Below are 13,466 nucleotides of genomic sequence, written 5' to 3'. Positions count from 1 at the left end.
AATTAAAATGTTTAAAAGTAACCGTCAAGTAGAAAACAACATTTTATTATGTTCTCTGCTTTACGGTTACTATTGTGGAACAATATGGAAGTGTGGCAATTCAAACAATAAATGAATTGATTACCTAATTTAGAAAAGCTTTAGTATTAAATACGGAGGATCTATAGCGATCATGGGTATTTCACAAAAAACCAATCAACTAGGACAACCGAAACCGGATCTAAAGCCTAGAATAGGATTACTTATTATAGGTATCATCCTAATGGGAGCCAATCTCAGAGCCCCACTAACATCAGTGGGTCCACTAATAAATTCTATACGTGACAGTTTAGGCATATCTAATATACTAGCAGGGACAATAACTACAGTACCTTTACTTACTTTTGCATTCTTATCCCCTTTTGCCCCTAAGTTAGCTCAACGTTTTAGTACGGAGTTTATCCTATTTATTTCTTTAATCTTATTAACCATTGGATTTGGAATACGTTCTTTTGGTGGTGTAATAACCTTATTTATAGGAACAATCTTAATTGGTTCATGTATTGCCATTGGTAATGTATTACTCCCCAGTCTCATTAAACATAACTTTGCACAAAATGTAGGAATGATAACAGGGATTTATATAGTCTCTATGAATTTATGTGGAGCTATTGGATCCGGTATAAGTATCTCCATCTCCTCATTATCAGGGTTAGGATGGTCAGGAGGTCTCGGATGCTGGGGAATCTTATCTCTTCTTACACTTTTCTTTTGGTTACCACTAATACAAAATCAACATAAATCTATTAGATTTGTACAAACTAAAAAGAAAGTTAAATCTATAAACTTATGGCATTCTAAACTAGCATGGAATGTCACGTTATTTATGGGTTTTCAATCCTTAATCTTTTATACCATGATAACGTGGCTTCCTGAAATTCTTGAACAAAAAGGGCTGAACACTCATGAAGCTGGCTGGATGTTGTCTTTAATGCAATTTGCTATGCTTCCTACTACGTTTATTGTCTCTATTTTAGCTGGACGTTTAAAGAAGCAGCATCCATTAGTACTGGTTTCAGTCGTCTTGCTTATTGGAGGGGTATTCGGTATCTTACACGGAAGCACGATCCTTATTCCAATATGGATAATTATGGTTGGAATTGGAGTGGGATTTGCCTTTAGTTTAGCTATGATGTTTTTTAGTTTACGCACTCAAGATACGAATGAGGCAGCAGAATTATCCGGTATGGCTCAATCATTAGGTTATCTTTTGTCTGCTATCGGCCCTGTCTTATTTGGATGGTTGCATGATGTAACACATAATTGGAATACTTCCTTACTGATGTTAGTTTTAACTTCTGTTATTATCTTTATCACGGGTATAGGCGCAGGAAAAAATGAATATGTAGCATAGGGTACCAGTCAGTAAACAAGAATACTTGGTTTTTAACCCAGTCTCAAAAACATTTGTTTTTGGGACTTTTTTGTAATTGGTATTAATATATAAAGGGGAATGGATAGTTGAAAACAAGAGAACTTCTTACCGACTGTCGCTATTTTATTGAACTAATGTTTCCCGTGAGTTGGACAAGATTATTAGAACTGAATGCTAATCCGTTGAATTTATGAATCCCAGTTCCAAATTTGGCGAGATCATTTCTTTATTTCCTGGGATCTTTCGAATTGATCCACTTAATCATTAAGCTCCCTGGAAATGATTTAGTTTCCTCACTCAAGCTCATGGAAGCGCTGCATGCTATTGTGCCGAACGGTACGACATATTTCTTGCAAATTACAATTAATATCTATTTTACATTACTTTCTCATAACCTCTTATCTACGAATTTCGCAAATATCTTTCAAATGTAAAGTATTTGTGAAAAAATTGACTATCCTGCCCTTTAGTTTAATAAAAGGGCCTCTGTCGCCGTCGATGAAATCCTATCGGGAATGTAACAATGTTCTTGTCACCCGACAAATGATAAATTGTCAATTAGCTGGAGAAGATTATTTAAAAACACACCTAAAACAAAATGCAACTCACCTCCATCTAGAAGTAAATGAACTTTGCCAAATTATTTTCTGATCTTACTGATGAAAAATGGATATTTAGGGACCTTTTCGTATGATTTCCTATGTGAATGTGATATTTAGTATACTTATATATTCATTAAACTTGATTTTTGATGCGCATAATAAGAACGTGCATCACTAATCCCTTCTGCTCTTCTGCATTACAGGTAAATAAGCTCTTCACTACAAATCCAGACGACCAAACTCCCAACCTAACTTTCCTCATCTCTTTTGTAATCTGTCGTGCTGATTGAGCACAACAAAAAAGAGATCAACGGTCGGAACACGTTGATCTCTTTTTGTCGTCTCACTCTGCTTTTCTTTTTCTTCCGTTCTCGTCACTCGCAGACCGACAAGATACAAACTCAGTATCCTCAGGGTTATGTGTCCCCCTCTGTTCTATTTCTAATGCCTACAGTTTTTTGGTGTTTGGATATACAATGTCACTGGATCATTTCAAACGGACAAAATGTATTTCTCCAAGCCTATTTTCAAACCGTCTTCATCATTACTCGATGTGACCCAGTCGGCAATTTTCTTAACTTCCTCTGGCGCATTCCCCATTGCAATTCCTAGGCCTGCGTACAAAATCATATCCATGTCATTATAGTTGTCTCCAATGGCCATCGATTCACGATAAGTAATATTAAATATCCCCTCGAGTTCCTGAATGGCATACGATTTGGACACCATCTCATCCATAATTTCCAGATAGGTTCCCTTGGATTTATAGACACTGATACCAGTAACTTCATTTTTGATTTGTTGTACAAGCCGCTCAACGTCTTCGGGAGGTCCCATGCATAAAATTTTGTGAGTTTCATGATCTTCTTCTATATATGAGGAAAGCACCCTCTGTATGGGAGAGCCATTAATAATTCCCGCTTCCTGAATTACCCAAGGATTTTGAGTGTTATCAACGATCCACTGGTCATAGCCATATAAGTTAAAACTAATAGAAGGATAATGATCCGATACAATATCGTATATTTGTTTAATGCTCTTTTTCGATAAACAGATGCTATGGAGGATTTCCCTATTACAGCCCAATATTAGACCACCGCTATAACAAATGACGGGAGCGTTAATATTGAGCTCTTGCTGAAGAGGAAAAATGCTGCTTGGCATTCTCGCTGAAACGAGTACAAAAGGGATATTTCCTCCCACAACCTTTTGGATTGTATTTTTGGTGTCGAATGTAATTTGATGTTTTGAATTTAACAACGTCCCGTCAATATCGCTAAAGATTGCTTGTATCATGGCCCATGCTCCCTTGCGATTTTTTATCACTTTTCTTCCTCAAGCACCTTGATAACTTCTACTCCGCTATCCTGCAACATCAGCAATGAATGCTTCGGGGCATCCTGATTTGTAATTAGAATATCAATTTCGGAAAAATTCAGACCTTTAAACGGGCTTGTTAAATTAAATTTTTTGAAATCGGCAAGTAAAAATACTTCTCTGGCACGCCTCGATACCAGCTTTTTAACTAAAGCATCATCACGGTTCGCAAAATACACTCCGTCTTCCATAATGGCGGCAGCTCCTAAAAAAGCTTTGTCAAAAAAAACATCGTTCAACTGCATAGCCGTGTCGTAGTCATAAAAAAAACGGTTTTCATGATTAAATTTGCCCCCGAGCAAATTTATGTTAATTTCACTTTTTGCTGATAAAGCTTCTGCATTATCCAACGAGTGTGTGTAAACCGTCAGATTCTTGTCCAATTGCCCACAGAGCAGTTGAATGGTAGTCGATACATCCATGAAGCATACATCTCCGTCAGCGATATGCTCAGAAGCTGCTTTTGCAATAAGCATCTTTTGCTTTGTTGCTGAGGTTACACGTTCCTTGTAGGCTCTTATTTCTTCTTTTAATAAGGGTAAGGCAATACCTCCATGGGTTCTGATAACCCCCCCTTCATGAACAAGCTTAATAATATCCCTTCTTGCCGTATCTCTCGAGATGTTCAATAAATCGCAAATTTCCGAATTTGATAATTGGTTACGGCTTTGGAGATACTCCATAATTTTTAAAAGTCGTTCCTCTTGGTAAATATAACCCCTCCCCCTTTCCCTATATTCATCATAAGCGATTAGACGCTTTTTGTTAAGTGTTTTTAAGTGTTTTTTCAAAAATTAAGCAAACCGCTTATATTGAGTATTTCACATGATAAGTCCCCGATCCGCATGCACATCGCATTAAGAGTCCAGGGACTTTATTCATTTTGCCTATTTATTGATAAATTCAATCTTTTGACATCTGCAGTGTCGGTTTTTACTTTTCGTAGTTGCGTGTTTCTCGCACGTTTAGTTTGAAGTGGATTGATTATAAAATGCTTGCACTCCTCGCGTATTAAAATAGGAAACTAATCCACATCTAATCCTACAACCGGCTCCATAACACACTCCCTAATATTAAAGTTGCGGCCACTCCCACGATGGTTCCCCCATAGCTTCGCTTGTGATACGAGATCCCTGTCTCAACCAGCTCAAACATGGTCATTGAGGGCAGTGAGAGAACTGTTTTCACGACGGGGCCCGCCCCAATAAAGTCAACGTTCTCTCGGCTACCGCCATCATATGATGCCTAAGAAAAAAGGCCAACCAGAAATCTCTGATTGACCTAATAACACGAAATAAAGTCCTAGACTGTCGCTATTTTATTGAGCTAACGTTTCCCGTTAGTTTGACAAGATTATTAGAACTGAACACTAAATCCGTTGAATTTATGAATCCCAGTTCCAAATTTGACGAGATCATGTTCCCTCAGAAATTTAACTGCAATTTTTACTTCATCTAAAATTATTGGATTAAGTCCTAATGTATTGTGAGAACCGTATACCATTTTGACGTTGGGTATTCTTGCAATCTTTTCTAATGAATTCACTAAATCAACAGGGTTCGTTGAAGGATAAAAGGCATATATTGGCACTTCATCATAGAGCAGATCGCCAGTAAATAAATACCCTTTTGTTTCATCGAAAACTGAAATATGGCCAGGAGAATGTCCTGGAGTGTGATATATAATTAATCTTCTGTCCCCTAGATCGAATATATCACCATCCTTCAACAAACCTGTCGGCTTTCCTTTAAAGGGTTGGTATGTATCCGGATTAAACCTTTCTGGAGTAGGCAAGGTTATATCTCTTCTAATATTCTTCCTGATTTGCTCTATTGTTAAGCCTTGAATCCCGTTAATTAGCCAGTCTTCATCTCCTTTATGGACAAAGATCCGTTCAAATTCGCCATGGTTACCTATGTGGTCAGTGTGGACATGTGTCGTAATAACTTTTAGAGGTAAAGATGTCAACTGCTCTGTTATTCTTTTGATACTATCAATCCCAAGCCCTGTATCAATTAATACCCCTTCTTGATCTCCCAATAATAAAAATGAATGTACTTTCTCCCAATGTCCGTATTCACTAATTGCGCATGTATTATCATCAATCCGTTGCACTGTAAACCAACGATCTCTAATCATAGAAGCCTCCAAATTAGATTCTTTACGTCTTCTAAATTATACACTTAGCATTGAAATTTTGCCCGTTAGCTTAATGAAGCATCGTCAGTCTAAAACTTTATTTTCTTTTACCCGCCGCGATCTAATAACTAACTCCATTTGCTTATTCGTCAGGGGCTACACTAATCTGCAGTGGGTCGATCTGAAAATCCTCTCCCTCCTGGGAAAATTGTTAAAAAACTTTTCCAATGTTCCCTTGTAAGACAGGTAGGATAATAGAAATTCCAGTCGCTCTCCCCCTGTTAACGCTCTCCTGATCATAGTGTAGCCTTCCTCTCGCAAAAACCTACAACTTAAAATGGTTGCAATATGTCGAATGCTGAAGTAAAGTTTTTTTAAGCTCATTTCATATAGGAGGATAACAATGATTTATAGAAACGCTACTGTTGATGATATATCTGCTATAGTGGAATTACAAAAAAAATATCACATTACAACCATTAGTGAAAAAGACAAACCTGATGGCTTCGTAACAACCTTATTTACAGAAGAACAATTTAAGGAATTAATTGAAAAAGAAAATGGAATTACAATTGCATGTCATGACCAGAAGATTGTTGCTTATGTGATGGCTGCCTCATGGAAGTATTGGGCTAAGTGGCCTTTTTTTCAATTTATGATTGACGATTTGAAAGATACAGAATATAAGGGAACTACGCTTTCTACTGAAAACACTTATCAGTATGGGCCAATTTGCATTGATATGGATTACAGGGGGACGGTAGTACTCCGAAAGGTTTTTGATTTTTCCAGAATGCAAATGAGTAAAAAATATCCGATATTGATAACTTTTATAAACCACATCAATCACAGATCATACGCTGCCCACACCAAAAAGCTTGGTCTTGACGTGATTAAAAGCTTTGATTACAACAATAATACTTACTATGAATTGGGTTGTTACACATCAGAATGATTGGATGTAATTGTAATTTTGGACCATCCATAAGCCTATTTTACCATCTCAATACCAAACCTCATGGAAATCGCCCTTCAACTAGCCTACCAGGCCAGTTGAAGGGCGATTAGAATTAGAGATATTACCGATTAAGATCGAAACGACTAGCATTGAATCAGCTTAACTTACCGGTCAAAAATTGTGCCTCCCCCAGTCCAAAACTCCAATCATCATCATTATTTTCAACAATAGATACCATTAAATCGGTTGGTGCGATGCCGCATTCAGCTTCTAACCTTTCAGCCAGCAAGGAATAGAGCTTTTGTTTCTTCTCTTTTGGCCGGGCTTTGCTTATTATGGAGAGAATAACTAGACTATCGGTACGGTTAAATCCTAGCCCAGTATCCTCAATAATCATATGGTCCGCCGGGTGTTCGTGAATGATTTGGTAACGATCTCGCTCAGGAACGTCAAAAGCTTCCACAACAACTTGGTGAGCAACATCCAAAAGTTTTTTCAGGCTTGCTTTATCTCGTCCTTTAATAAGATCAAAACGAAGTAATGGCATTTTAACTTCCTCCCTTTAATGAAAATTATTTTTCCCTATTTATTATCACCCATTCTAAATAAAAGAAAATTTCCGGACAAGAACACTGGCTTGATCAATGGTTTGTTTTACAATTGAAGCGGCAGGTTGGTCGCCTGCTAACCGAAGACCTTGGCCCGCCCAAAGTGACATATACTCGGGGTCGTTCGCTTTTGCAGCTGCCTGACGAATGTCCCGGGTCATCGCGTTTTGAATGGGGTAAGTCGGGATTGTTCCGGGGTACTGATGCATGTCAATCATAAATTTTGTTTGAATGCCTCTTGAAGCTCTTCCAGAGTAAGCACGTGTAATTTCAGTGGAGTCCTCATTTGACGAGAGGATTTTCTGGTTGTACGTTTCATGGGCGCCGCTCTCGGGGCAGGCTAGAAACGCAGTGCCCATCTGTACTGCGGCGGCTCCTAATGTAAGGCTTGCTACAAGTCCACGCCCATCCATGATTCCTCCTGCTGCGATGACCGGGATCGACACATGGTCAACGATCTGCGGAACAATAGCCATAGTGCCTATCAAAGCATGGGAAGGGTCTTTCATGAAGGTCCCCCTATGCCCGCCTGCTTCGCTCCCTTGAGCCACAATTGCATCTGCGCCAGCTGCTTCCAATTGCTTGGCTTCATCAACAGTTGTTGCAGTTCCAATGATGAATATTCCATGCTGTTTCATGGTTTGGATCACGTCTTGGGATGGTACGCCAAAAGTGAAACTAAATACAGGTACACGCTCCTCCAACACTACCTGTAGCTGCTCCTCAAATGATTCTGAAAACTTCATAAGAGATGGATTTTGAGCCGTGCCAAGTTTGATGCGGTATTTATTCAGATAATCTGTCATCCGGTAAATTGCTTCTTCCGAATCTTCTGATTGCTCAGGCACAAACAAGTTTACTCCAAAAGGCTGGTCCGTTCGTTGCTTGATCTTTTGGATCTCGCTACGGAGCTGCTCCGGTGTTAAGTATCCGCCCCCTAGGTTGCCTAGCCCACCGGCATTTGAAACAGCCTCTACTAATTCGGGCGTCGAAACGCCACCAGCCATCGGCGCTTGAAAAATCGGGTATCGAATTTTAAGAGCACGCGTCAAATCAGTCTCAAACACCTTTAAAAACCTCCTTTTATTGAAAATTAGATGAACTCGTGCCTTCAAAAAAGAACAGACCCTAACCTCATGCCGAATATATTGGGAAGGTCATACTGGCAGCATGACACCAACGACTTGCAGGATCAGCGCAATAATCAATGATAATAAAATCTCAGACTTTTCAATTATATTCGTTAATAGCATCCAATCTTTTGAACAGTTTATTAAACTCTTTTAATTTAGCCTTATCCTCGACTTTGATCCCTGAACAATAGAAAGAAATATTACCGTTGCCTTCATCTAAAGAATTCATTTCTTCCAGTGCTTTTTTTAGATTTTTTGCAGTACCATTATTTCCATCAATTATATTAACATCCGATGAAAATAATTTTCTAAATATATCTTTATAGTAAGAAAAGTGAGTACATCCTAAAACAATAGTTTCATACTTACTTAAATCATATATTGATAATTGTTCTTGAAGATAAGGCAGCACTATTTGCTCGTTAAACTCAAAACTTTCTGCAAACTGAACTAATTTCGGAAGAGGTAATAAATCAACAACATGTTCGTTATCTAATTTAGTAATAAGATTTTGAAGTCTTTCTTCCCTTAGAGTCAAAGCAGTAGCAGTTACTAAAACTCGTTTATCTATATTTTTTTTGTTTTAACAGCTGGTTTTACGGCAGGCTCCATACCAATGATTTGAATACTGTATTTTGCCCTTATTTCTTCGATTGCTGCGCTTGTGGCAGTATTACAAGCAATCACTATCGCTTTTACTTTTTGCTGGCTAATAATTTCTATAGCATCTAAAACATACTTTTTAACTTCATCTTTCGTTTTGTGCCCATATGGAACATTTATTGTATCTGCGTAATACATATAATCTTCATTAGGTAAAACTTTTAATGTATCATACAATACAGTAATGCCTCCAATACCAGAATCAAAAAACCTATTTGCATTTCTATTCCTCCAATAAAGGAATCAATTTATATATCTAACGGTTAATTCAAAATTAATTCACCAATTCCATTTGTATCTGGTTCCAATGTAAATTACCCAGGATCTAACTAAGCTCTTGATTAGGATGAATACGAGCATGGTTTAAATTTCCTATCGCTCCTTTTTGACTTGAAATGACTGCACCGGATAGCAATATTATAGCAGCAACAACAAGCACTAAAGTGGCAAGAAGTAGTGATAGGCTCTTCGGGATCCCCAGGTTATGAAACCTGCACCAAAGGCAGCGATAAGGTAACCCAAGTTATTACTCCCTGCCAAATATCCGGATTCCGTAGCGGATAGATGAGCTTGTGATTGCATCAATGGAAGTATGGAAGTATATGAAAAACGTCCGATTCCCATTGCAATAATGAGCATAACTAAACCACCGATCATGGTCTTTGTGGAATTAAACAATTTCGCATTTTTAGCTCCTGAATTCTCCATGAGACTGACCTGTCACCCTTCTAAATTCAATTTACCTCTCAATACATCAATTAATATGAACATAAATCCTAGTTAACATTAAAAAAATCAATTCCTATAACAAGAAATGACGGTAGAAACCATCCGGGATTTACCAACTTTTGAATCTTCAAATTCTATTGTTTTCCTAAAAAATCCAACATTAGTTCTCCATTTTCATATGCATGTGTTTCCAATGCAAAGTGCCCAGTATCTAATAAATGAATCTCGGCTTTAGGTAAATCTTTCTTAAAAGCCTCAGCACCAGCCGGAATAAAGGAAACATCATTTTCACCCCAGACTGCTAGCAAGGGCGGCTGATATTCACGGAGATACTGTTGAAACTCCGGGTACATTTTTACATTATTTTGGTAATCAAAAATTAAATCCAATTGTTTCTCATCATTTCCCGGCCGGGACATATAAGCAATATCTAGAGTATAGCCATCTGGGGAAACTTGACTTTCCTTTGTTCCATCAACATATTGGCCCTTGATTGTGTTAGGCGCAAATGCTGTCCTATAACTTTCCCTTTTTTCTTTAATGGAAAGTTCGCATATGCATGTTGTGAAAAAACCTTTTATATGTCCTACTCCGTTTAATCCAACGACATCTAATAACTTCATAACTTCACTCCTCGCATAGGGATTTTTTCGTCTTTTAGAGAGCTGGATTAAACCAGTTAAAGGATACATAGAATCAAATGCATATTTATACATTTTGAGTTGTAGTACTTGAGTCATAATGACGCACGCTTTTCAATAAAAAAAGAGCAACTTAAAAGAAATCATACGGGACTCGATTGAATCCTGTAATGAAATCTTACAAGTGCTCTTTTGCCGCCTGGCTAGAGCTCGATGCAACTCTTGTCACATCTCGCATAATGATTCATAGTCATACGTTTAATTTAATTATTTTACCTAGTCTTGTCAAGATAATATCCTTACTTCGGTTTAAATTCAAAACCGACCCTACCTTCTTCCTTTTTCCAGACAAGTGCGGCCTCGAAAGTTTTGTCACCTTTTTTGAATCCCTTAATAAGGTTTGTCCTCCCTTTCCCCAAAAACCTCTTGATCTGCGTTTCTGTTATGGTTTTACCCAATACTTTTTTAGAAAATGAAAAATCGCATCGCGGCCTTGCCGAGCAACTATAAGCCGCCCCTTTATCTATAACATCCTCTTTGCATTTCGGACACGGACCAAGACCTAAACCTCCAGAAACCTTATCCGCTTTTTCAGTCTGCTCTTTACTCTCCATACTTTTTGCTGTAAAAGTCCAAGTCATCGAGTTTCGAATTGCATCATCGACAATTTTTTGCGACAATCTTTTAGCCTGCTCCATAAACGATTGCGGGGACGCATTGCCTTGTCCGACATCATGAAGTCGTTGTTCCCACTTGGCTGTCATTTCTGCGGATGCTAATATGCTGTCGCCTAAAGCATCGATCAATATAATCCCCTTGCTTGTAGCATAAACCATGTTTTTCTTTACCTCAATATACTTGCGGTCTTTAAGAACTGAGATGATACCGGCACGCGTGGCCTCCGTGCCCAATCCTTCTGTTTTTTCAAGAATTTTCTCTAACTCTGCGTCTTCAAGATGCTTTCCAGCCGTCTTCATTAAAGTAATCAATTGCCCTTCGGTGTATCGCTTTGGAGCCTGAGTTTTTCCTTCTTTTACAAGTAATTCTTCAACTGTTCCTGAGTCGCCTTGCTCCAATGGAGGTAATACATCTGGTTCGGATTCTTCCTGAGAATCAGAATCATACAGAACTTTTCGCCAACCTTCCTGCACAATAAGTCTTCCTTTGGTGAGAAATGTTTCTTGATCACCTACGACTGTAATTAAGCGCGAATAATCAATAATAGCCTTATCATAATGCGCAGCTATCAGCCTCTTGACAATCAGCTCGTATAAATTACGCTCTTCTGGTTTCAATCGTCCGATTTGGGGGATCACTTCTGTTGGAATGATCGCATAGTGATCACTTACTTTTGCCGCATTGACAAATCTCTTATTATTGGCAATAGATTGTATGGGCAAAGGAAAGAAATCCTTGAATGATTCTTGACGACTTAACTTTGAAAGAATCTCAGGAAATTGCCTGGCTTCTTCAGGTGTTACATAAGCCGAATCCGATCTCGGATAGGAAATGTATCCTTCCAGTTAAAGCTGCTGCAGCGCATTTAAACAATTTTGAGGCGAATATTTATAAATTTGATTGGCAACTGCTTGCAATGAAGATAAGTTAAAGAGCTGTGGCGGTTGAAATTCTTTTCGCTCTCTCTCAATTTCATTGACTGATGCCAGCTTATTTTCACAGTTTCTTTTGACGGACTCCGCTTCATCCCGACTTGCAAACCGTGTTTGCTCCTCCCGAAACCATGTGCCTTCATAGACAGTATCATTTATTAGGAATTTGGCTTTTAATTCCCAGAACGGTTCCGGTTTGAAATTCTGAATTTCTTTCTCGCGTGCTACGATTAGCGCCAATGTCGGACTTTGTACACGCCCAGTTGAGAATACTTCTCTAATTCCTCTACGCTGGAACAGAAGTGAATATACCCGTGAACCATTCATTCCTACGAGCCAATCAGCGCAAGAACGGCTAACGGCTTCATAATATAAGGACCGGGTATCCTCTTCACCTTTCAAATTCATAAAACCTTGTTCGACGGCTTTGGGTGTTAACGATGATATCCATAGCCGTTTCATAGGTTTGTTCACTCCAACAAGCTGAACCGCTATGCGGACTATGTACTCTCCTTCCCTCCCGGTATCCCCGGCATGGACGATTTCTTTGATATCTGGACGCATTAAAAGGGATTTAATCACTTGAAATTGCTTGGCTTTAGAAGGAGAAACGCGATGTCTAAATTTTTCGGGTAATATCGGCAAAGTGTCTAGACTCCACTTCTTAAGACTAGGATCGTATTCCTCTGGAGGCACCAATTCGCAAACATGACCAACAGCCCAAGTCACTAGGGCTCCTTTTGGAAATGTATTGTTCGGTGAGATTTCAATATACCCTTGTTGTTTTTTATGTTTAAAAGGTGAAGCCAACTTCGCCCCTTGATCCGGTTTTTCCGCAATAATAAGTTTCAATATGTCACGGACCTTTCTGAGAGAACTATAAATTGATTATATCAGCAAATCGGTTCAATTTCATGACTTAGAATTATATACAGCAAAATGATAATAAGTGGTATGAAATAGTTGCTGGGCTTCACTCCCTCTTTTTTTATATCCATTCTTAGGTAAATTCAATTTTCTTTTCAGACATCACATTGAATCTTGATAATTAGGGCTTTCTTAGCGGATCATGTTTTACGATGTTACGAGCAAATGAACGGCGAGCCTTGACAAAAACCATTGCAAAAGAGGCAAAAAGAGACCCCGAAGTCTCTTTTCAGGTTCATCACCAGCAGTTGTGTAAGCGCAAAATAGCCCCCACCTTGTTCCCAAGATGAGGGCCTGTTAGTCTTAGTTTGATTGAAATAGGCGGCACGTCAGTGGGAGCGAAGGCGACCATGGCAACAATTCGTCTAGCTCAACCGGATCTTTCGGATTCGCAAGCTGCGGAAGTTGTTCGAGCAGGTCCGTCAAATACTTGAAAGGATTTAGCCCGTTTTTCTTCGCTGTTTCAATGACACTGTAGATCGTTGCACTGGCTTTTGCTCCGTGTGGCGCATTGAAAAAAAACCATTTTTTTCAATGATAACGAGCGAATACCAGCCGCTTCCGTCCGGTGAAGAATAGACGGTCGAGTACGCAAACCACATCGCCCCGGCATCGTGTCCGCTGTCGATATGCAATTTCACCTTCAATTTGTCATTAGTCCTATT

General features: G+C 38.8%; 10 protein-coding genes and 3 pseudogenes. 2 read left to right on the top strand and 11 right to left on the bottom strand.

Going from position 1 to position 13,466, the window contains the following annotated elements; all coding sequences use genetic code 11:
- Window positions 1-172: 172 nt before the first annotated feature.
- Window positions 173-1,393: a CynX/NimT family MFS transporter gene (locus tag MKY98_RS13080; RefSeq protein ID WP_069011892.1), complete on the top strand. Its 1,221-nt coding sequence runs from the start codon at window positions 173-175 to the stop codon at window positions 1,391-1,393.
- Window positions 1,394-2,508: 1,115 nt separating this feature from the next.
- Here the strand turns inward: MKY98_RS13080 and MKY98_RS13075 are convergent.
- The 3 genes from MKY98_RS13075 to MKY98_RS13065 all read right to left on the bottom strand — a co-directional run bounded on the left by MKY98_RS13075 (window position 2,509) and on the right by MKY98_RS13065 (window position 5,532).
- Complete coding sequence (locus MKY98_RS13075) at window positions 2,509-3,312, bottom strand: Cof-type HAD-IIB family hydrolase (protein WP_064964234.1); 804 nt, start codon at window positions 3,310-3,312, stop codon at window positions 2,509-2,511.
- 26 nt (window positions 3,313-3,338) lie between these two features.
- Window positions 3,339-4,184, bottom strand: coding sequence for a DeoR/GlpR family DNA-binding transcription regulator (locus tag MKY98_RS13070; protein ID WP_176715734.1), 846 nt, complete (start codon window positions 4,182-4,184; stop codon window positions 3,339-3,341).
- A 565-nt stretch (window positions 4,185-4,749) separates the two neighbouring features.
- On the bottom strand, window positions 4,750-5,532 hold the full coding sequence (locus tag MKY98_RS13065) for an MBL fold metallo-hydrolase (RefSeq protein ID WP_029515240.1): 783 nt from the start codon (window positions 5,530-5,532) through the stop codon (window positions 4,750-4,752).
- A 403-nt stretch (window positions 5,533-5,935) separates the two neighbouring features.
- Between MKY98_RS13065 and MKY98_RS13060 the strand changes: the two genes are divergently transcribed.
- Window positions 5,936-6,487: a GNAT family acetyltransferase gene (locus MKY98_RS13060; RefSeq protein WP_029515242.1), complete on the top strand. Its 552-nt coding sequence runs from the start codon at window positions 5,936-5,938 to the stop codon at window positions 6,485-6,487.
- Between the two features lie 157 nt (window positions 6,488-6,644).
- Here MKY98_RS13060 and MKY98_RS13055 read toward each other — a convergent pair whose 3' ends face one another.
- The 8 genes and pseudogenes from MKY98_RS13055 to MKY98_RS13020 form a co-directional block, all read right to left on the bottom strand.
- Window positions 6,645-7,037, bottom strand: a complete 393-nt coding sequence (locus tag MKY98_RS13055) for a tautomerase family protein (protein ID WP_029515243.1) — start codon at window positions 7,035-7,037, stop codon at window positions 6,645-6,647.
- A gap of 54 nt (window positions 7,038-7,091) precedes the next feature.
- Entirely contained in the window at window positions 7,092-8,165 is a 1,074-nt protein-coding gene (locus MKY98_RS13050) for an NAD(P)H-dependent flavin oxidoreductase (protein ID WP_069011896.1), read from the bottom strand.
- A gap of 163 nt (window positions 8,166-8,328) precedes the next feature.
- A pseudogene (gene murI, locus MKY98_RS13045) lies at window positions 8,329-9,071 on the bottom strand (glutamate racemase).
- A 261-nt stretch (window positions 9,072-9,332) separates the two neighbouring features.
- Window positions 9,333-9,518 carry a YbfB/YjiJ family MFS transporter gene (locus tag MKY98_RS13040; protein ID WP_256026094.1) on the bottom strand — a complete coding sequence of 62 codons (186 nt, stop codon included), beginning with the start codon at window positions 9,516-9,518 and terminating at the stop codon, window positions 9,333-9,335.
- Between the two features lie 239 nt (window positions 9,519-9,757).
- The gene (locus MKY98_RS13035) at window positions 9,758-10,246 is read right to left on the bottom strand and encodes an alpha/beta fold hydrolase (RefSeq protein WP_029515246.1); all 489 of its coding nucleotides are present in this window, start codon (window positions 10,244-10,246) and stop codon (window positions 9,758-9,760) included.
- A gap of 317 nt (window positions 10,247-10,563) precedes the next feature.
- A pseudogene (locus MKY98_RS13030) lies at window positions 10,564-12,726 on the bottom strand (DNA topoisomerase III).
- A gap of 378 nt (window positions 12,727-13,104) precedes the next feature.
- Window positions 13,105-13,332: pseudogene (locus tag MKY98_RS13025) on the bottom strand (transposase domain-containing protein); the annotation flags it as partial.
- Entirely contained in the window at window positions 13,242-13,448 is a 207-nt protein-coding gene (locus MKY98_RS13020; RefSeq protein ID WP_081317592.1) for a hypothetical protein, read from the bottom strand. The pseudogene MKY98_RS13025 and the gene MKY98_RS13020, both read right to left, overlap by 91 nt.
- Window positions 13,449-13,466 lie beyond the last annotated feature (18 nt).

This window comes from Paenibacillus sp. FSL M8-0228 (assembly GCF_038007385.1).
In the GTDB taxonomy this organism is placed as follows: Bacteria; Bacillota; Bacilli; order Paenibacillales; family Paenibacillaceae; genus Paenibacillus; species Paenibacillus polymyxa_D.
This window is presented reverse-complemented; position numbering and strand designations above follow the sequence as displayed.